The sequence below is a fragment of the Amycolatopsis ponsaeliensis genome (assembly GCF_030182635.1).
Taxonomy (GTDB): Bacteria; Actinomycetota; Actinomycetes; order Mycobacteriales; family Pseudonocardiaceae; genus Amycolatopsis; species Amycolatopsis ponsaeliensis.
Genome location: NZ_JAPZLD010000036.1, coordinates 33,885 through 53,735, shown reverse-complemented (window position 1 = coordinate 53,735; position 19,851 = coordinate 33,885). Strand labels below are relative to the sequence as shown.

At 72.0% G+C, this 19,851-nt stretch carries 17 protein-coding genes; 8 read left to right on the top strand and 9 right to left on the bottom strand.

Annotation, left to right across the window (positions count from 1 at the left end):
* Positions 1-87: 87 nt before the first annotated feature.
* Complete coding sequence (locus tag QQ657_RS39550) at positions 88-3,300, bottom strand: ATP-dependent helicase (protein ID WP_284747471.1); 3,213 nt, start codon at positions 3,298-3,300, stop codon at positions 88-90.
* Positions 3,301-3,433: 133 nt separating this feature from the next.
* On the opposite strand from QQ657_RS39550, the gene QQ657_RS39545 reads away from it, so the two are divergent.
* The 6 genes from QQ657_RS39545 to QQ657_RS39520 all read left to right on the top strand — a co-directional run bounded on the left by QQ657_RS39545 (position 3,434) and on the right by QQ657_RS39520 (position 7,618).
* Entirely contained in the window at positions 3,434-3,757 is a 324-nt protein-coding gene (locus tag QQ657_RS39545) for an MGMT family protein (RefSeq protein WP_257923117.1), read from the top strand.
* A 28-nt stretch (positions 3,758-3,785) separates the two neighbouring features.
* Positions 3,786-4,643 carry a siderophore-interacting protein gene (locus tag QQ657_RS39540; protein ID WP_284747470.1) on the top strand — a complete coding sequence of 286 codons (858 nt, stop codon included), beginning with the start codon at positions 3,786-3,788 and terminating at the stop codon, positions 4,641-4,643.
* A 71-nt stretch (positions 4,644-4,714) separates the two neighbouring features.
* Positions 4,715-5,140: an SRPBCC domain-containing protein gene (locus QQ657_RS39535; RefSeq protein ID WP_284747469.1), complete on the top strand. Its 426-nt coding sequence runs from the start codon at positions 4,715-4,717 to the stop codon at positions 5,138-5,140.
* The gene (locus QQ657_RS39530) at positions 5,140-5,460 is read left to right on the top strand and encodes an ArsR/SmtB family transcription factor (RefSeq protein WP_284747468.1); all 321 of its coding nucleotides are present in this window, start codon (positions 5,140-5,142) and stop codon (positions 5,458-5,460) included. Before QQ657_RS39535 ends, QQ657_RS39530 begins: the two co-directional genes overlap by 1 nt.
* A 20-nt stretch (positions 5,461-5,480) precedes the next feature.
* Positions 5,481-6,812: an MFS transporter gene (locus QQ657_RS39525; RefSeq protein WP_284747467.1), complete on the top strand. Its 1,332-nt coding sequence runs from the start codon at positions 5,481-5,483 to the stop codon at positions 6,810-6,812.
* Entirely contained in the window at positions 6,812-7,618 is an 807-nt protein-coding gene (locus QQ657_RS39520; RefSeq protein WP_284747466.1) for a DUF899 family protein, read from the top strand. The genes QQ657_RS39525 and QQ657_RS39520 overlap by 1 nt, the downstream gene beginning before the upstream one ends.
* On the opposite strand, the gene QQ657_RS39515 is transcribed toward QQ657_RS39520, so the two are convergent.
* Together QQ657_RS39515 and QQ657_RS39510 are read right to left on the bottom strand one after the other, a co-directional pair.
* A complete protein-coding gene (locus tag QQ657_RS39515) occupies positions 7,581-8,414 on the bottom strand; it encodes a uroporphyrinogen-III synthase (RefSeq protein WP_284747465.1) in 834 nt (277 codons plus the stop codon). The genes QQ657_RS39520 and QQ657_RS39515 overlap by 38 nt on opposite strands.
* Positions 8,407-9,375, bottom strand: a complete 969-nt coding sequence (locus QQ657_RS39510) for a helix-turn-helix transcriptional regulator (RefSeq protein WP_284747464.1) — start codon at positions 9,373-9,375, stop codon at positions 8,407-8,409. Before QQ657_RS39510 ends, QQ657_RS39515 begins: the two co-directional genes overlap by 8 nt.
* 63 nt (positions 9,376-9,438) lie before the next feature.
* On the opposite strand from QQ657_RS39510, the gene QQ657_RS39505 reads away from it, so the two are divergent.
* Together QQ657_RS39505 and QQ657_RS39500 are read left to right on the top strand one after the other, a co-directional pair.
* The gene (locus QQ657_RS39505) at positions 9,439-9,834 is read left to right on the top strand and encodes a DUF3224 domain-containing protein (protein ID WP_284747463.1); all 396 of its coding nucleotides are present in this window, start codon (positions 9,439-9,441) and stop codon (positions 9,832-9,834) included.
* A 9-nt stretch (positions 9,835-9,843) separates the two neighbouring features.
* Positions 9,844-10,944: a DNA glycosylase AlkZ-like family protein gene (locus QQ657_RS39500; protein WP_284747462.1), complete on the top strand. Its 1,101-nt coding sequence runs from the start codon at positions 9,844-9,846 to the stop codon at positions 10,942-10,944.
* A gap of 19 nt (positions 10,945-10,963) precedes the next feature.
* Here the strand turns inward: QQ657_RS39500 and QQ657_RS39495 are convergent, their stop codons facing one another.
* From QQ657_RS39495 to QQ657_RS39470, 6 genes are read right to left on the bottom strand one after another with little or no spacing between them, the layout of a single operon-like run.
* On the bottom strand, positions 10,964-12,061 hold the full coding sequence (locus QQ657_RS39495) for a uroporphyrinogen-III synthase (RefSeq protein ID WP_284747461.1): 1,098 nt from the start codon (positions 12,059-12,061) through the stop codon (positions 10,964-10,966).
* Entirely contained in the window at positions 12,058-12,402 is a 345-nt protein-coding gene (gene nirD, locus QQ657_RS39490; RefSeq protein WP_284747460.1) for a nitrite reductase small subunit NirD, read from the bottom strand. The genes QQ657_RS39495 and nirD overlap by 4 nt, the downstream gene beginning before the upstream one ends.
* Positions 12,399-14,906 carry a nitrite reductase large subunit NirB gene (nirB, locus tag QQ657_RS39485; protein ID WP_284747459.1) on the bottom strand — a complete coding sequence of 836 codons (2,508 nt, stop codon included), beginning with the start codon at positions 14,904-14,906 and terminating at the stop codon, positions 12,399-12,401. Before nirB ends, nirD begins: the two co-directional genes overlap by 4 nt.
* 1 nt (position 14,907) lies before the next feature.
* Entirely contained in the window at positions 14,908-16,266 is a 1,359-nt protein-coding gene (locus tag QQ657_RS39480) for a nitrate/nitrite transporter (RefSeq protein WP_284747458.1), read from the bottom strand.
* Between the two features lie 28 nt (positions 16,267-16,294).
* On the bottom strand, positions 16,295-17,722 hold the full coding sequence (locus tag QQ657_RS39475; RefSeq protein WP_284747457.1) for an FAD-dependent oxidoreductase: 1,428 nt from the start codon (positions 17,720-17,722) through the stop codon (positions 16,295-16,297).
* Complete coding sequence (locus QQ657_RS39470) at positions 17,719-19,767, bottom strand: molybdopterin oxidoreductase family protein (RefSeq protein WP_284747456.1); 2,049 nt, start codon at positions 19,765-19,767, stop codon at positions 17,719-17,721. The genes QQ657_RS39475 and QQ657_RS39470 overlap by 4 nt, the downstream gene beginning before the upstream one ends.
* Between the last annotated feature and the right edge of the window lie 84 nt (positions 19,768-19,851).

The window sequence follows — 19,851 nt, the reverse complement described above, 5'->3', positions numbered from 1 at the left end:
ACTCATTCAGGTCTTCGGAGGTCCTGAATGAGTCATTCAAGACATCAGGGCAGCGGCCCCGACCGACCGCCGCGGGGGTCAGCTCGGTCACGGGCCCGGCACCTGCCTGCCCTCGGGCCGCAGCGGGCAGCACCCGCGCGCGGGACACCGGTCGCAGTCCGGGTTCTCCTGCGCCTGGTAGTCCGGCCCCGCCGCCGAGGCCGCCGCATCGCGGACCAGCTCCAGCCACTGCTTGCCGCCCACCTCGTCGAGCGGCGGCTGGGACCGCTCCGTCGAGCCCGTCTTGTTGTTCGCCTTCGCCACGTACACCAGCCGCGCGCCGCCGGGCTCGTTGCTGCCCTTGATTGCGCCCAAGAGCACCGCCAGCTGATAAGCCGCCAACTGCGGGTGCTCCTCGGCGTCCTTGCCGGACACCGGGACCTTGCCCGTCTTGATGTCGACGATCACCGGACGCCCCTCGGAGTCCAGCTCGACCCGGTCGACGCGCCCGCGCAGCAGCACCCGGACCTCGTCGGCGCCACCGGCCGGCAGCTCGACCTCGATGTCCTGCTCGACGCCCGCCGCCTTCAGCTCGGCCCGGCTGCGTTCCAGCCACGTCACGAAGTTCTGCAGCATCTGCTCGACCCGTCGCCGCTCACGCCGCGAGAACCACGGCGCCCCCGCGTCGACGCGCACCCAGGCCTCGTCCAACGCGGCCTGCAGCTCCGCGTCCGTCTTGCCGGACGCGACGGACTCCGCCAGCCCGTGCACCAAAGTCCCGGTCACCGCGGCCAGCTGCGCCGGGTCGCTGCCGCCGTGCCGCTCGATCATCCAGCGCAGCGGGCACTTCGTCAGGATTTCCACTGTGGACGGTGAGATCCGGATCAGGTCACCCGGCCGGTGCACCGGTTCGTCGGTGGACGCCGGAAGCAGCCCGTACCACGTCGAAGGGTGTGCGCCCGGCACCTTCGCCTCGGCCAGCCGCGCGAGCTGCTTGGCAGCACGACGCCGGCGCGCCGGCTCGGCCTTGTCGTCGCAGACGACCTCGCGCAGCTCCCCCACCAGCTCGGCCAGCACCAGCGACCGGCCGGGCGGCTTCATCCGCGAGTCGAGCCCACCGTCATCCGCGCCGTTTTCCTCGAGGTCGTCGAGGAACCGCGACGGCTGTTCGTCCTCTCCGGACACCGCGGTGACCAGCAGCGTCTGCTTCGCCCGGCTCATCGCGAGGTAGAACAGCCGCCGTTCCTCGGCGAGGATCGGCGCGGTCTGGGAGACGGCGTCGTCGTCCACACCGGACATCAGGTCCTTCAGCCGTTCCACGCCCAGCACGGATCCGCGCAGCCGCAGGTCCGGCCACGCGCCCTCCTGGACGCCCGCGACGGCCACGACCGTCCACTCGCGACCGGCGGCGGCGTGCGCGGTGAGCAGCGAAACACCGTCGGACGGAACCGCGGCCGGCGCGAGAGTGTCCCCCGCGATCTGTTGCGCCCCCAGATAATCCGCGAAGGACGCGACACTCGAGCGCGGCAACCGGTCGACGTAGCGGCCGGCCGCGTCGAACAGCGCGACGACCGCGTCGAGGTCGCGGTCGGCCTGCGCGCCCAGCGATCCACCACGTTCGACCTGCTTCAGCAGTTTCTCCTGCAAGCCACTTTCCTGCCACAGCTGCCAGACGACCTGCTCGACGCCGTCGCCACGGGCCACGGCCTGGTGCGTGACGCGCAGCAGCCCGCCGACACGCCGCACCGGTTCGGCCTCGGCGTCGGCCAGCCCGACGAGGATGTCCCCGCCGCGCAACGCTTCCACGAGCAGTTCGTCGCTCGAACGCTGCCCGCCGCCGGCCAGTTCGAGCCGGCGCAGACCGCGGCGCAACCGCCGCAGCGCCAAGGGATCCGCGCCGCCGAGCGACGACGACAGCAGCATCTCGGCGAGGTCGATGTCGAGCAGCTCCGGCGACGGCGCGAGCTTCAGCACGGCCAGCAGCGGCCGCACCGCGGGCTGGCGAGCCAGCGGCAGCTCCTCGGTCGCCGACCCGATCGGGACGCCTGCCGCGCGCAAAGCGCGTTGCAGCACCAGGAAAGTCCGCGCGGGCGACCGGACGAGCACCGCGATCTCCGACCACGGCACGCCGTCGACGAGGTGCGCGCGGCGGAGCTGGTCGGCGATCCAGCTGGCTTCGGCGGCCGGCGTCGGCATCACGCGGACCCGCACGTTCCCCCCGGAAGCACCCGCGGGCGGGACGATCTTGCGGTGCGACGAAGCGCCGGGCAGCGTCGCGCCGATCTTCGCCACCGCCAAGCGGACGGCTGGGGCAAGCCGGTGTGACGTCGTGAGCGTGACGGTCCGGCTGCCGTCCGGGTCGGCGTCGGCGAACAGGCTCGCGTCCGCGCCACGGAAGGAGAACACGTTCTGGTCGGGGTCGCCGGCGACGACGAACTCGGCCGCGGTGTGCCCGATCATCCGGACCAGGCTGGTCTGCAGCGGGTCGAGGTGGTGGGCGTCGTCGACGAAGAGGTGCCGCACGCGGGTGCGCTCGCGTTCGCGCAGCTCGTCGTCGTCCTCCAGGGCGAGCAGCGCGGAGGTGACCAGCTCGGCGGCATCCAGCGCGGGCGCGCTCGCCACGCCGAGCGCGTTGCCGCCCGCGCCCTGCAGCTGCGTGACTTCTTCGTACTGCGCCCAGAACTGCCCGGCGGCGATCCACTCCTCGCGGCCGCGGCGGCGCCCCAGCTCGGCGAGGTCCTCCGGGCCGAGCCCGCGCTCGGCGGCGCGCATCAGCAGGTCGCGCAGCTCTTCGGCGAACCCGGGCACCATCAGCGCCGGCCGCAGCTGCTCGGGCCAGTACCCGGCTTCCTCGTCGAGGTCACCGGCCAGCAGTTCGCGGACGACGACGTCCTGCTCGGCGCCGGCGAGCAGCCGCGGCGCCGGGAGCTCCTCGGCCATCGCTTCCAGCCGCAGCAGCGAGTAGGCGTACGAGTGGACCGTGCGGACGAGGGGTTCGCGGACGGTCCGGGGCAGCGGCCGGGCCTGGTCGGGGTCGAAGGTGAGGCGGCGCGTGATGTCGGCGCGCAGTGCGTCGGCGGCCTTGCGCGACGTCGTGAGCACCAGCACGCTCTCGGGGTCGGCGCCCTCGGCGATGCGGCGGGTGGCGGCCGACGCGAGCAGCGCCGTCTTGCCGGTGCCGGGACCGCCGAGCACGCGGCGGAAACCCCCGGGTGCGGAGAGCACCCGCCGGGCGCCTTCGTCCCAGGTGAACGTGGGTGCGTCGGCGATCGGCGGGCGGACCAGCCGCGCGTCCGCCTGCGCCGTTCGCCTCGCGTTCACCCAGCGATGGAACCACGACCGGAGTAACCGGCGTGGCACCGGCACGCCTTAACGGCGGTGCGTTCGGTGAAGGTGCCGGAGCGTGCGACGGGCGGCTACCAAAAGTGTCGTACCCGTGCGGCAGAGTGGTGGCATGGACGACGTTCTGCACGAGCGCGTGCGGGAAATCATCGAGTCGGTGCCGGCCGGCACGGTCGCGACGTACGGCGACATCGCGGCGCTCGCCGGCGCGCCCTCGCCGCGGATGGTCGGCGCCATCCTGGCCGAGGACGGGCACGACCTGCCGTGGCACCGGATCCTGCGCGCGAACGGGACGCCGGCGCCGCACCTGGTGCACGACCAGCTGGAGCGCCTGCGCGCGGAGGGCGTGCTGGCCGACGGCCAGCGCGTCGACCTGCGGAAGTACCGGTGGAAGCCGGACGGTGACGAAGATCCCGGCGAGGAAGGACTGTTCTGAACCCTGAATTTTAGGTTAGCCTAGCCTAATGACGACGCAGGTGGAGCGACCCGCCCTGACGTACCACCGGGCCCGGGTGACCGTGGTCCGGCCGGTGACGCCGCACATGGTGCGCGTGACGTTCGAGGCGGCGAGCTTCCGCGAAGTCGCGGCCGGGGCGCCCGACCAGTACGTCAAGGTCTTCTTCCCGCAGCCCGGCCAGGAAGCGCCCGAACTGCCGGAGACCGGCTCCGACGTCATGTCGTGGTACCGCACGTACCTCGCGATGCCCGACGACGTCCGGCCGCCGATGCGCACGTACACGGTGCGGGCGCACCGGCCGGCGTCGGCGGAGATCGACGTCGACTTCGTGCTGCACGGCGACACCGGCCCGGCCTCGGCGTGGGCGTCGCGCGTGACCCCGGGCGACCGCGTGGCGTTCCTCGGCCCGCACGGCCTGTACGACGTGCCCGCCGCCACCGACTGGCAGTTGCTGGTCGGCGACGAAACGGCGTTGCCCGCGATCGGCGCGATCATCGAGGGACTCCCGGCAGGCGCGCGTGCTTCGGCGTACATCGAGGTCTCGGAGCGCGAAGAGCGTCAGACGTTCGAGACGCGCGGAGCCGTCGAAGTCCACTGGCTGCTTCGCGGGTCGCGCCCGCTGGGAGAGGCGTTGCTGGACGCGGTGCGTACGGCGGCTTTCCCCGGCGAAGCGCCGTACGCGTGGGTGTCGGGCGAAGCGGGCATCGTGAAGCTGGTGCGGCGACACCTCGTGCGGGAGCGCGAGGTCGACAAGCGGCGGATCTGCTTCACCGGCTACTGGCGCGCAGGAGTCAGCGAAGAAGCAGCAAGCAGAGAAGCGGTCCGCGCGGCCGAAGCGGGCGAAGTCCCGGCCGACGAAGACTGAAGTGCAACCCTGAGGTTGCACCAAACACTCTCATATGCAACTCTGGTGTTGCACATGAGAGGAGCTCGACCATGATCATCGAACGCGAGATGCTGATCGCCGCGGCACCGGAGAAGGTCTGGCCCCTGGTGGCCGAACCCGGCTTCTGGGCGACGGACGACGAGGCCGTCCAGGGCACGCTGGCCGAAGAAGGCCAGACCCTGGTGGTCACGCACTCGGAGCACGGCGACTTCCCGCTGCGCGTCGAGAAGGTCGTTCCGCCGACCTACCTGGCGTACCGCTGGGTGAGCGCGTTCCCCGGCGAGGAGCTGCGCGAAGACAACTCGACGCTCGTCGAGTTCACCCTGACCCCCGAGGGCGGCGGCACCCGGCTGCGCGTCGTCGAGAGCGGCTTCGACCGGTTGCCGACCTCCGTCGAGAACCGCGCCAACGTCGTCAAGGACCACACCGCGGGCTGGGAGCAGTGCTTCGCCGCACTCGCCGCGCGTGCCGGGTGATGTCCTCCGACGTCGTCGACGGTGTCCTGGCCGCACTGGCCGATCCGACCCGCCGTCAGCTGCTCGACCTGCTCGCCGCCCACGGCCAGGCCACCGCGACGACCCTCGCCGGCGGCCTCCCGGTCTCGCGGCAGGCGATCGTCAAACACCTCACCGTCCTCGGCTCGGCCGGACTGGTCGACAGCGTGAAGGTCGGCCGCGAGGTCCGGTACGCCGTGCGCCCGGAAGCTCTGGACACGACGGCCCGCTGGATGACCTCGCTCGCCGCCGACTGGGACCGCCGCCTGGCCAAGATCAAACGCATCGCCGAGCAGGACTGACTCCCTCCCTGGAGAACCCCATGACTCTCGTTGCGCTACCCCCTGCCCGTTTCACGCCGAGACAGCGTGCCGTCCTGGCCGTGCTGCTCGGCGCCGGATTCCTCCTGTCGATCGACTTCTCGATCCTGAACGTCGCGTTGCCGCAGGTCGGCGCCGGTGTCGGGCTCGACCTGACGTCGTTGCCGTGGGTCAGCACGGCGTTCGTGCTGCCCGCGGCCGGCTTCACGCTGGTGTGCGGCCGCCTCGCGGACCTGGTCGGCCGCCGGCGGATGTTCCGGTCCGGCATGGCCCTGCTGGCCGCGGCGTCGCTGCTGGGCGGCGTCGCCACGAACCCCGAGCTGCTGCTGACGGCCCGCGCGCTGCAGGGCTTCGCCACCGCGATGACGCTGCCCGCGGCGCTGTCGCTGCTGACCACGACCTTCGCCGAAGGCACCGCACGGGACCGCGTCCTGGGCCTCAACGGCGCCCTGCTCTCCGGCGGCTTCACCGTCGGCGCCCTGGTCGGCGGTGCCCTCGTCGGCCTGCTCAGCTGGCGCGCGGCGTTCTTCATGAACGTCCCGGTGGCCGTCGCCATCCTGGTCGCTTCGCGAGTCGTGCCGGAGTCGACGCGGCCCGGGCGGACGCGGCCGGACCTGCCGGGCGCGGTGACGGTCAGCGGGGGCCTGCTGGCGCTCGTCTACGCGGTCATCGTGTCGAGTCTCGTGGCCGCGGCCGTAGCGGTCGTGCTGCTGGTCGCGTTCGCGGTGGTCGAGCGGCGCTCGCCCGCGCCGCTGGTACCACCGCGGATCCTGGGCCGCCGCACGGTGAAGTGGGGCAACTTCGGCGGCCTGGTCCTGTTCGCCGTGGAGCCCGCGGTGATCTACCTGACCACGCTCTACCTGCAGCGGGTCCTGGGCCTGTCGCCGCTGGTCACCGGCCTCGTCTTCGGGGTGCCGGGCCTAGCCTCGGTGGCCGCGGGCGTGCTCGCCGGGCGGGCCATCGGCCGCTTCGGCAGCCGGGTCCTCCTGGCCGCCGGGCTCGTCGTGCAGGCGCTGGCCACGCTGCCCCTGGCGTTCCTCGGCCCGGACCGCACGGCGCTGCTGATCCTGGTCCCGGCCCTGTTCATCGGGTTCTTCGGGCACGTGTCCGCGATCGTGGCGTTCACCGTGACGGCGACGTCCGGGCTGCCCGACGAAGAACAAGGCCTGGCGACCGGGCTGACGTCGATGACCCAGCAGGTGGGGATCACCGTCGGCATCCCGGTCCTGGGTGCCGTCGCCGTGTTCGGTGGCACCCCTCTCGCGCTGGGTGTCGCCGTGGCCGCGACGCTCGCCAGCGCCGTCCTGATCACCGTCAAGCTGAAGGAGCCGTGATGGACATCGTCGACCGCGAAACGTTCCAGGCCGAGCTGGATCGCTTGCGCACCAGGGAAAAGGCCCACACCCGCGAAGGCGACGCGATCGCCGCGGCCCGGCGCCGCCTGCCGGTGGTCGAGGTCGACGCGACGCTCGAACTGCTCGGCCCGGACGGCCCGGTCACCCTGCTCGACGCGTTCGAGGAACGCCGTCAGCTCATCGCGTACTACTTCATGTGGAACCCCGGCCGTCCCGCGGCCGAGCAGTGCGAGGGCTGCACGTTCTACACCAACCAGGTCGCCGAACTGGCCAACCTGCACTCGCGGGACATCACGTACGCGGTGTTCTCGCAGGGCCGGAACGTCTCGGTCGAGCCGGCCGACGCGCGGACGTCGTACGCGGAAAGCCTGCGCTACCGGGCTTTCATGGACTGGCGGATGCCCTGGTACTCGGCGCAGCCGTCCCTCGAGACGCTCCTGGTCGGGCGCGAGATCGGCCTGTTCCACCTGGTCTGCTACCTGCGCGACGGCGACCGCGTCTTCGAGACGTACTGGACGAAACGCCGGGGCGTGGAAGCGATGGACTACAGCTACGCGCTGATGGACCTGACGACGTTCGGTCGCCAGGAGTCCTGGGAGGACTCCCCCGAGGGCACGCCGCAGGAATGCACGAACGTCCGGACCGACGCGGGTGCGCCCGAGTGGCCGCCGCTGGCGGAATGGCCGGGTGGACGGCCCATCGCCCAATGGCCACGCCTCGCCGCCGGCCGCGACGACGACCTCGGCGCTACGACCGGCTCTCCGGCGCCCCACCGGTGCCACTGAGCGTCGTGACCAGCAGCTTCACCAGGGCACCGAGCCGCTGTCGGTCCGGCTGGAGGGTCGCCACCCCGGCTTCTTCGAGGGGTGCCGCCGTCACCGGGCCGACGCACGCGCACACCAGCGGGCCGCGCAACGTCGTCAGCAGCTCGTCGTACCGGCCGTAGTCGCGGGCCAGGGTCAGGAAGTTCGCCGCGGCCGGGGCGCTCGTGAACGCCAGCGCGCCCAGCTCGCCGGCCACGGCCGCGTCGATCAGGTCGTGCACCGGTGTCACGTCCGGCGGGGAGTACCAGCGATACGGCTGGACCTCCACCAGCGAAGCGCCGGCGCGTTTCAACGGCCCGGTGTGCTCCGGCAGTGGAGTGCCGTGCAGCTGGACGGCGACCCGCGCGCCGTCGATCCCGGCCCGCGCCACGGCGTCGAAGAGTTCCGCGTTGGACTCCGAGGCGGCGGAAAACGACTCGCGCAGCCCGGCGCCGCGAACCGCGCCGACGGCCTTCGGGCCGCGTGCGTGGATCCGGGACTCCCCCAGCGCCGTGACGAGCCGGTCGCGCAGGCCCCAGTCCTCGGCCGCGGCGAGCCATCCGCGGAAGCCCGCCCCCGTCGTGACCACGGTGAACCCGACCGGCTCCGCCAGCACCGCCTCGGTACCGGCGCGCAGCTCGGGGTCGGCGTCGAGGGGCACAATGGTGATCGTGGGCGCGTGCCGGACGTCGGCGCCGTGGCGTTCGAGGGCGCCGATGAACTCCTCGGCCCGGCGTTCGGCCGTGACGCCGACGGCGACCCCGCTCAGCTCACCCATAGATCGCACCCATCCGCTCGATCGCTTCGGCCAGCTCCGCCCGCAGGTCCGCGGGCTCGAGGACCTCCAGGTGCGGCCCGAACCGCAGCAGCTCGCCGATGGCCGGTTCGCCCGGCTCCACCGGCAGCTCCACGGTGAGCCAGCCGTCCGCGTCGGGCTCGTTCGGGCACTCCCGCATCGCGCGGGCGCCGACGGAACCTGCGTAGAACGGTACGAGAGCCTGCGCCCGCGGCGACAGCCGCACCACGGCGACGCGCGGGAACATCCGGCGTTCGAACTGCTCGGACCACTCCTGCCAGTACGCCGCGAGGTCGAACCCGGCGGGCCGCTCGAACTCCTCCTCCAGGTCCGTGAGCTCCAGCACGCGCGAGATCCGGTAGGTCCGGTCGGTGCCCTCGCAGCGGCCGGCGAGGTACCAGTTGCCCGCCTTGAGGATCAGGCCCAGCGGCTCGACGTCCCGCTCGACGACGCGCTGGCCCCACCGCTCGTAGCGGATCCGGATCCGGTGCGACGACCACACGGCGTCGGCGATCGCGGACAGCACCGGCAGGCTTTCGATGCCCCGGTGCCAGCCGGGAACGTCCAGGTAGAACCGCTCGGCGACGCGCCCGGCGCGGTCGCGCAGCTCCTGCGGCAGCGCGGCGTACAGCTTGAGCTGGGCGGCGGCGAGGACGGTGCCGAGGCCCAGCTCGGCCGCGGCGACCGGCAGCCCGGCCAGCGACAGCGACTGCGCCTCCTCCTCGGTCATCCCGGTGAGGCGGGTGCGGTAGCCGTCGACCAGGCGATATCCGCCGGTCCGGCCGCGGTCGGCGTACACCGGGACGCCGGACGCCGACAGCGCGTCGATGTCCCGGTAGACCGTCCGGACCGAGACCTCGAGCTCCTCGGCCAGCTCTTCGGCCGTCATCCGGCCGCGGTTCTGCAGCAGCAGGAGGACGGACAGGAGGCGGCTGGCGCGCATGAATGTCAGTTTGGCAGAAATACCTGACACAAGCTGACAGGTATGCCCGGCAGGGTGGTCCCCATGAACGCATTCACCATGAAGAACTGGGAAGAGAACGTCGTCAGCGGCACCGAGGGTGGCCCGCGGGTCGCCTACGCGCACGCCTCGATGGCCTACGACGGCGTCATCGAGGGTGAATCGATCTGCGATCTCCTGCTGTACTACGCGGGCGAAGGCTACGAGAGCGGCACGACGACGTCGCCGAGCTTCGAGCGCTTCACAGGCAAGGTCGACGGTCGCGAAGGGACGTTCATCGTGAAGCACGAGTTCACGTTCGACGCCCAGGGCATCGCGTCGACGTTCAGCGTCGTGCCGGGCTCGGGGACCGGCGAGCTGGCGGGACTCACCGGGAACGGCACCGTCGGTGGCGCGATGGGTGAGGAGAAGATGGGGTACACCTTCGAGTACACGTTCTAGGAGTCGCACGTGGACCGTCGTCAGGTACTCGCCTACCGCATCGCCGAGCACGGGCTGCACCGCACCGCGCGAGACGTCACGGACCTCGCGGTCGTCCGGGCCGGGCTGCAGGACAGCATGCGCGACACGGCGCTGCTCGCCCTCGTGGCCCGGCTCGGCGAGCCGGTGTCCCCGGCGGACGACCCGCGGCTCGTGCTCGCGTGGACGTTGCGGGGCGCACCGCACTACCACCTGGACGTCGCCGAGGTGACGCGCGCGCTGGTGCCCCTGGACGACGCGGACGCGCTGGCCCGGATGCTGTGGCAGCGCAAGGACCTGGCGGCGACCGGGCTGGCGGCGTCCGAAGTGGTCTTCACGGCGGCCACGGCCATCCGCGCGGTGGTCAAGGAGCCGATGACGAAGGGCGCGGTCTCGACGGCGGTGACGAAGAAACTGCCGCCGGAGTTCTCCCGCTGGTGCCGCGGCTGCAACGCGACCCACATCCAGGAGCAGCTGATGCGCATCGCGGCCCCGCACGCGGGCGTCCGCCTGGTGTCCGGCGCGACCCCGGCGACGCTGGCGCCCCTCGAGGGCCGCGGCCGGATGCGCCGCACCCCGGACGTCGCGGCGGCGACTTCGGTCGTCGAGTCGTACCTGCGGCTGAACGGCCCGGCTTCGGCGGGTGATGCGGCGGAGTTCGCCGGGACGGCCCGGGCGGTCGTGGACAAGACGTGGCCGTCGGACCTCGCCTCGGTGAAGGTCGAGGGCAAGGTCCGCTACCTGCCGTCGTCGTCCTTGCCGGCGTTGGAGAACCCACCGGAGCCGGACGTCGTGCGGCTGCTGCCGCCGTGGGATCCGTTCATCCAGGCGCGGGACAAGGCCCTGCTGGTCCCGGACCCCGCGCGGCGCAAGGAAGTCTGGAAGATGCTGGGCAATCCCGGGGTCCTGCTGGCGGACGGCGACATCGCGGGCACGTGGCGGACGAAGGGCAGCGGCGCGAAGCTGGCGTTCACGGTGACGGCGTTCGACCCGCTGAGGCCGGGGATCCGCGAGGAGGCGGACGCCGAGGCGGCCCGGGTGGCCGAGGCGCGGGGGTTCGAGAAGCACACGGTCACCTGGACGGAGTCGTGAGCGGGAACAAGCGCCCCACTCAGGCGTCCACCGCCAGCCGGTAGCCGCGCTTCACCACCGTCTGCACGACCTTCCCGCCGCCCAGGGAAGTCCGCAGCCGGCCGATCGCCGTCTCCACCGCGTGCTCCTCCCCACCCCCCGGCAACGCCGAAATCAGCTCGCGCCGGGACACCACCCGGCCCGGCGAAGCCGCCAACGCCCGCAACAACGCCATCGGCGCCGGGGCCACCTCACGCCACTCTCCGTCCACCACCGCCGACTGGCCGCGCAGCTCGATCGACAGCCCGCCCGCCGAAAACCGTGGCGAGCGCGCCAGCAACGTCTCCGACACCGTCCGGGCCAGCGCCCCGATCCGGGCCCGGTGCGGCTGCACCGTCGGCACCCCCAACGCGGCCAGCGGACCCGCCGTGATCGGCCCGACGCACGCCGCGACACACGGGCCCGACAACACCGAGATCAACCCCGGCAACCGCCCGGTCCGACGGGCCAGCGCCACCAGCGATGCCACCGCCGGCGCGCTCGTGAACGGCAGCGCGTGGATCGACCCCTCCAGCACCCCGTCGAGCAGCCGGTCCACCGGGCCGGGATCCACCGGGCCGACCCAGCGGTACACCGAGATCTCGATGACCTCCGCCCCGGCCGCGCGCAGGGCGTCCACGAAGTACGGCAGCGGCTCGCCGTGCAGCTGGACCGCGACCCGCATGCCCGAGACGTCCGTGGAAAGCAAGTGCTGCAACAACTCCGCGTTGCTCTCCGACGCCGGTGAGTACGACTCCGAAAGCCCCGCCGCCCGGATCGCGCCGGTCACCTTCGGGCCGCGCGCCAGCAGTGAAGACGACGAAAGGCGCGACAGCAGCGCGTCGCCCAGGCCCCACCCCTCGGCCGCCTCGAGCCAGCCGCGGAAGCCGATGCCGGTCGTCGCCACCACCGCGTCCACATGCGACTCCAGCAGCGCCGCCGTCGCGTTGTGCAGCTCCGTGTCGTCGGTCAACGGCACGATCCGGATCGCCGGGCCGTAGCGGACACTCGCCCCCTTACGCACCAGTAGCGCGCCGAGCTCGTCCGCCCGGCGCGCCGCGGTGATGCCGACCACGAACCCGGTCAGCGGCAGGATCACGGGCCCTCCACTTCGACCACGCCCTCTCGCACGCGCACCTCGTACACCGGAACCGCAACGTCCTCCGCGTCCAGGCACTGCCCACTGTCGAGCGCGAACCGTTCCTTGTAGACGGGCGAGGCGACCACCGGGACGCCGCCCGCGTCCCCGACGATGCCACGCGAGAGCACCGCCGCGCCGCTGCACGGGTCCCAGTTGGACAGTGCGTACCACCGGTCGCCCGGCAGCCGGAAGATCGCCACCTGGACGCCGCCGTCGAGCAGCGCGGCGACTCCCGCGTACTCCGGCACCGCCCCGGCGGAGCAGACCGCCGTCCAGGTCTTCTCGATGGACGTCGTCATCGGCGCACCTCCGGGACACCCAGCATGACCGGGACTTTCTGCTCTCGCTCCGAGCGGAACGAGATCGCCGGGTCGGGGGTGCCCGGCGCGTTGACGAACGAAGTGAACCGGGCCAGCTTCTCCGGGTCCTCCAGGACGCCCTTCCACTCGTCGGCGTAGTTGTCGACGTGCTTGGCCATCGCCGCGTCGAGGTCTTCGCAGATGCCGAGCGAGTCGTCGACGATCACCGCGCGCAGGTGGTCGAGGCCGCCGTCCAGCTCCTCGATCCAGGGCGCCGTCCGCTGCAGCCGGTCCGCGGTGCGCACGTAGAACATCAGGAACCGGTCGATCGTGCGGATCAGCGTCGCGGTATCCACATCGGACACCAGCAGTTCGGCGTGCCGGGGCGTCGTGCCGCCGTTGCCGCCGACGTAGAGGTTCCAGCCGTTCTCGGTGGCGATGATGCCGAAGTCCTTGCCGCGCGCTTCCGCGCATTCCCGCGCGCACCCCGACACGGCCGACTTGAGCTTGTGCGGCGACCGCAGCCCGCGGTACCGCAGCTCCAGCTCGATCGCCAGCCCGACGCTGTCCTGCACGCCGTAGCGGCACCACGTCGACCCGACGCACGACTTGACCGTGCGCAGTGCCTTGCCGTACGCGTGCCCGGACTCGAACCCGGCGTCCACGAGCCGCCGCCAGATCAGCGGCAGCTGGTCCACGGTGGCTCCGAACAGGTCGATCCGCTGGCCGCCGGTGATCTTGGTGTACAGCCCGAAGTCCTGGGCCACCTGGCCGATCACGATCAGCTTCTCCGGTGTGATCTCGCCGCCGGGGATCCGCGGGACGACCGAGTACGTGCCGTTGCGCTGCAGGTTCGCCAGGTACCGGTCGTTGGTGTCCTGCAACGTCATCTGCTCGCCGGCGAGGACGTGCCCGTTGCCGAGGGTGGCCAGGATGGACGCCACGGCCGGCTTGCAGACCGCGCAGCCGCTGCCCGAGCCGTAGCGCCCGATCAGCTCGCTGAACGTCGTGATGCGCGTGGCCTGGACGATCTCGAACAGCTCCGCGCGCGACTGCGGGAAGTGCTCGCACACGGCCTTGGACTGCTCGACGCCGCACGCCGTCAGCAGCTTGCCGAGCAGCGGCACGCACGAGCCGCACGCGGTGCCGGCGCGGGTGCACGCCTTGAGCTTCGGCACCGAGTCGCAGCCGTCTTCGTGGATCGCGCGGGTGATCGCACCCTTCGACACCGCGTTGCACGAGCAGATCTGAGCCGCGTCGGGCAGCGCGTCGACACCGACCGCCGCGCCGCCACCGGCCGGGGCGAGGATCGCGCCCGGCTCGGCCGGCAGCGGACGGCCGACCAGCGCACGCAACGTGTTGTATTCGGTCGCGTCGCCGACGAGCACGCCGCCGAGCAGCGTCTTGCCGTCGTCGGTGACCACGAGCTTCTTGTACGTGCCGGCGACCGCGTCGTTGACCGCGACTTCCAGCGCACCCTCGGTGGCCGCGTGCGCATCGCCGAAGGAAGCGACGTCGACACCCATCAGCTTCAGCTTCGTGGACGTGTCCGGCTCCGGGAACTCCCCGGAACCGCCGGTGAGCTGCGCGGCGACGATCTCGGCCATCGCGTAGCCGGGCGCCACGATGCCGTACACGCGGCCGTCGACGGCCGCGCATTCACCGATCGCGTACACCGAGGGATCACTGGTGCGGCAGGACGCATCGGTGAGCACCCCGCCGCGCGAGCCGACGTCCAAACCGGACTGGCGGGCGAGGTCGTCGCGCGGCCGGACGCCGGCCGAGAACACGACGAGGTCGACGTCCAGCTCGGTGCCGTTGCCCAGCTTGGCCACCAGCCGCGAGCCGTCGGCCTCGATGGCGTCGGTGGACGTTCCCGTGTGGACGGTGACGTCCAGCGAAGTGATGAGCCGCCGCAGCAGCGACCCGCCGCCCTCGTCGACCTGCAGCGGCATCAGCCGCGGCGCCATCTCGACGACGTGCGGCGAAAGTCCCATGTCCCGCAGCGCCTTCGCGGCCTCCAGGCCGAGCAGGCCACCGCCGATGACGACGGCCGAGCGGCGCCCGCGTCCCGGCTTGTCGACGGCCGCCGCGCGGATCGCGTCGAGGTCCTCGATGGTCCGGTAGACGAAGCAGCCGGGCAGGTCGTGCCCGGGCACCGGCGGCACGAACGGCCGCGAGCCGGTGGCCAGCACGAGCGCGTCGTACGACACCACCGCCCCGGAGGCGGTCGTGACCGTCTTCGCGGCACGGTCGACCGACGTCACCAGCTCACCGAGCCGGAGTTCGACGTGCGGGTCGGCCGCGTAGTCCGCGCCCGGCAGGGCGAGCGACGCCGGGTCCCAAGTGTCCACATAGGACGTGAGCGCCACCCGGTCGTACGCCGGACGCGGCTCCTCGGCCAGGACGACGACGTGCCAGGTCCCTTGTGGATCTTCCGCGCGCACCGCCTCCACGAGCCGGTGGGCGACCATGCCGTGTCCGGCGACGACCAGGGTGGGCATCTCAGACCTCCGCTCCCGCGAGCGCCAGACCGCGCTCACTCGTGGGCTGTTCGGCGGGCTTGCGCAGGTAGACCGCCCAGGTGACGGCGAAACACAGCCCGTAGAACGCCAGGAACCCGATGAAGGCGGGCACCCCGCTCTTCGCGTCGGCGAACGACTGCCGGAACGCGAGGTTGATGAACAGCCCGCCCTCGGCGCCGATCGCGCCGGCCAGGCCGATCAGCGCGCCCGACAGCCGCCGCGCCTTGAGCAGCTCGGCCGCCTCTTCGGCGCCGTTCGCGATCGCCGTACGGGCCTTCGCCCGGAAGATCGCCGGGATCATCTTGTACGTCGAGCCGTTGCCGACGCCGGTGAGCACGAACAGCACGATGAACGCGACCGTGAACAGCGCCAGCGACTTGGACGTCGACGCGAGGATCAGCACCACCGTCGCCAGCGCCATCCCGACGAACGCGAAGAAGGTGATCTTGCCGCCGCCGATCCGGTCGGCCAGCCAGCCGCCCGCCGGCCGCGAGAGCGAGCCGAGCAGCGGGCCGAGGAACGTCACCGCGGCCGCCTGCAGCGGCGTGCGGCCGAACTGGTTCTGCAGCACCAGGCCGAACGCGAAGCTGTAGCCGATGAACGAGCCGAACGTGCCGACGTAGAGGAACGACATCACCCACGTGTGCGGATCCTTGACGACCTCGCGCATCGCCTTGGTGTCGCCCTTCACGGTGGCGAGGTTGTCCATGTAGAAGTACGCGCAGAGCGCGGCGACCACGATCAGTGGGATGTAGACGAAGAGCACGATCCGCGGCGCGGTGGCGCCCGCCGTGCCGATCACCAGCAGCCCGACCAGCTGGATCGCGGCGACCCCGAGGTTGCCACCGCCGGCGTTGAGGCCGAGCGCCCAGCCCTTGTGCTTCTCCGGGTAGAACGTGTTGATGTTCGTCATCGACGACGCGAAGTTGCCGCCGCCGACCCCGCCGAGGGCCGCGACCAGCAGGAACGTGCCGAGCGACGTGCCGGGGTGCAGCACGACCGCGGCCAGGACCGTCGGGATCAGCAGCAGCACGGCGGACACGACCGTCCAGTTGCGACCGCCGAACTTCGCCACGGCGAAGGTGTAGGGCAGCCGCATCAGGCCGCCGATCAGCGTCGGTGTCGAGACGAGCAGGAACTTGTCGGCGGCGTCGAAGCCGTAGTCCTTGCCCATGAACAGGACGATGACCGACCACAGTGTCCAGATGGAGAAGCCGATGTGCTCGGCGAACACGGAGAACCAGAGGTTGCGGCGAGCGACCTTTTTGCCGGTCGCCTCCCAGAACTCCTCGTTCTCCGGTTCCCAGTGCTCGATCCAGTGCTTTCCTTGGTGTGTCACGAAGTTCTCCTTGCGACGGGTCGGTCGGTCATTGCGCCGCGAGCCAGCCGGCGATGCCGCCGACGGTGTCGGAACACCCGCCGCAGCCCGTCGTCGCTCGCGTGGCCCGCGCCAGTGCGGGAGTGTCGGTGGCCCCGGCCTTCCAGGCTTCGACCAGCCGGCCCTTGGTGACGTTGTTGCAGCGGCAGATCACCGCGGTCGCGGGCAGGTCGGCCGGGCTGGCGGCGGGGGCGCTGCCGGTGGGCAGCGCGCGGCCCAGCAGGACCGCGAGGCGGTCGTCGGGCAGCAGGGTGCCGCGGTCGTGGAACTGGGTGATGGTCGCGGCCGCGTCGGGCAGGCCGAGCAGGATCGCCCCGGTGACGCGGTTTTCGCGGACGACGAGCTTGCCGTAGCGCCCGCCGGTGGGGTCGTTGAAGGTCAGCACCTCGGCGTCCGGGGTACCGGCGTCGAGCTGCGTTTCGCCGAGCGCGGCGAGGTCGATGCCGCGCGCCTTGAGCCGGGTGACGGCCGTGGTGCCGCGGTAGCGGGCGGCCGCGTTCGTGCCGGTCAGGACGTCGGCGAGGACCGACGCCTGCTCCCACGCCGGCTGGATCAACCCGGCGGGTGCGCCCGGGTGGCGGGCGCAGTCGCCGAGAGCGTGGATGCGGCCGTCGCTGGTGCGCAGCACGTCGTCCACGACGATGGCGCCGTCGACGTCGAGACCGGCGGCCACGGCCAGGCTCGTCTCGGCGCGGACGCCGGCGGCGACCACGACCAGGTCGGCCGGGACGAGCGTGCCGTCGTCGAGCTTGAGACCGTCGCCGGGCAGGTAGCGGGCGGCGGTGGCGCCGAACCGGAACGTCACGCCCATCTCGGTGAGCTGCCGGGCCAGCACGTGCCCGGCGGCCGCGTCGAGCTGGCGTTCCATGACGTGCCCGAGCGGGTGCACGACGGTCACCTGGTTGCCGCGCCCGGCCAGGCCGCGGGCGGCTTCGAGGCCGAGCAGGCCACCGCCCAGCACGGCCACCGGCGCGCCGTAGCGGGCGGCGTCGAGAATCTTGGCGCAGTCGTCGAGGCTGCGGAACGCGACCACACCCGGCCCGGCTTCGAGGCCTTCGACGGGCGGGATCCACGGGTTGGCGCCGGTGGCCAGCACGAGCGCGTCATAGTCCACTGTGGATCCGTCGCCGAGTTCGACGCAGCGCTTCTCGCGGTCGATGCGGGTGACGTCGACGCCGAGCCGCAGGTCGATGTTGTGCCGCGACGCCCATTCGTCGTCGTGCAGGCGGACGCTCTCGGCACTCATCCCACCGGCGACGACGGCCGACAGCAGCACCCGGTTGTAGGCCGCGTGCTTCTCCGCGCCGAGCACGGTCAACCGGACGCGTTCGGCGATCGGGTCGCGACGGCGGATCTCGTCGGCCAGCCGGGCACCGGCCATGCCGTACCCGACGATCACGACTTCACGGGGGCTCATGCGGCACCATCCACAGTAGACAGGGAAACGGCACACACCTTGAACTCCGGCATCCGGGAGACCGGGTCGAGCGCCGGGTTGGTGAACAGGTTCGCGCGCTGCTCACCGGGGAAGTGGAACGGCACGAACACGAGATCGGGCTTCAGCGACTGGACGAACCGCACCTTCGCGACGGTCTCGCCGCGCCGGGACCGGATCCTCGCGGGATCACCTTCCTCGAGCCCGGCGCGCTTGGCGGTGTCCGGGTGGACCTCGACGAACACCTCCGGGACGACCTCGTTCAGCTCGCCGATCAGCCGCGTCTGCGCGCCCGATTGGTAGTGCTGCAGCACGCGGCCGGTGGTGGCTTGCAGGGGGAACTCGTCGTCCGGCAGTTCGGCCGGGCCGGTGTGCTCGACCGGCACGAACCGCGCGCGGCCGTCGGAGTGGGCGAAGGCGTCGAGGAACATCCGCGGGGTGCCGGGGTGGTCGTCGGCCGGGACCGGCCAGTGCAGGGGTTCGCCGTCGCGCAGCCGGTCGTAGCTGACGCCGGAGTAGTCGGCGATGCCGCCCTTGGACGCGATCCGCAGCTCCTCGAACACCGTCTCGGCGTCGACGGGGAACCGTTCTTCCGGCTGTCCCATGCGCTTCGCGAGTCCGTTGAGGACGTCCAGATCGGACCGGACGCCGACCGGCGGGTCGATGGCCTTGCGTCGCAGCAGGACCCGGCCTTCGAGGTTGGTGAGCGTGCCGTCCTCCTCGGCCCACTGGGTGACCGGGAGGACGACGTCGGCGAGCGCAGCGGTCTCCGACAGCACGAAGTCCGCGACGACCAGGAAGTCCAATGACGACAGTCGATCTTGGACACGCTGCGAGCGCGGTGCCGAGACGACGACGTTGCTGCCGAACACCATCAGCGCTTTCGGCCCATCGTCGGTGCCGAGCGCTTCGAGGAGTTCGCTGGCCGAGCGGCCGGGCCCGGGCAGGCTGTCCGGCTCGACGCCCCAGACACCGGCGACGTACTCGCGCGCGGCCGGGTCGTCGAGCTTGCGGTAACCGGGGAGCTGGTCGGCCTTCTGACCGTGCTCGCGGCCGCCCTGGCCGTTGCCCTGGCCGGTGAGGCAGCCGTAACCGGAGCCGTTCCGGCCCGGCAACCCCAAGGAGAGCGCGAGGTTGATCCAGCCGCCGACGTTCGCGGTGCCGGTGGCGTGCTGTTCGGTGCCGCGGGCGGTGAGGATGTAGGCGTTGCGGGCGCCGGCGAGCTTCGCGGCGGCGAGGCGCATGTCGGCGGCCGAGACGCCGCAGACACGCTCGGCGCGTTCCGGCCACCAGCTCGCGGCGATCCGCCAGGCCTCTTCGAAGCCGCCGGTCCGGTCATCCACATAGGACTGGTCGAGGTGGCCGCCTTCGACGACGGCGTGCAGGATCCCGAGCGCCAGCGCGAGATCCGTGCCCGGCGCGGGAGCGAGGTGGAGGCTCGCGAGCTCCGCGGTCGGGGTGCGCCGCGGGTCGACGACGATCAGGTCGGCACCGCGCAGGTGCTGGGTGAACGGCGGCATGGTCTCGGCCGGGTTCGCTCCGGCGAGCAGCACGACGTCGGCGTTCTTGAGATCCGTGACGGGGAACGGCATCCCGCGGTCCGCGCCGAACGCCTTGATCCCGGCCGCGGCGGCCGAGGACATGCAGAAGCGGCCGTTGTAGTCGATCTGCGAGGTGCCGAGCGCGACCCGGGCGAACTTGCCGAGCAGGTAGGCCTTCTCGTTGGTCAGCCCACCGCCGCCGAAGACCGCGACGGCGTCGGGCCCGTGCTGTTCCTTCAGTCCGGCGAGTTTCCGCGCGACGAAGTCGAGGGCGAAGTCCCAGCTGACGGGCTCGAGCGCGCCGTCCACCCGGATCATCGGGGTGGTCAGCCGCCGCGGCGAGGTCAGCAGCGAGCCGGCGGTCCAGCCCTTCTGGCACAGGCCGCCGGCGTTCACCGGGAAGTCCCGCGGCGTGACGCGCACGCCGTCGAGGCGCATCCCGCACTGCAGAGCGCAGTACGGGCAGTGGGTGTCGACCTGCGGCACGGGCACCTCCTCGGCGGTTCGGGATCGCCATGACGCTAAGGAGGCCGTGTTAACCGGATTCGACCGAATGTTTCAGGCAGTTGA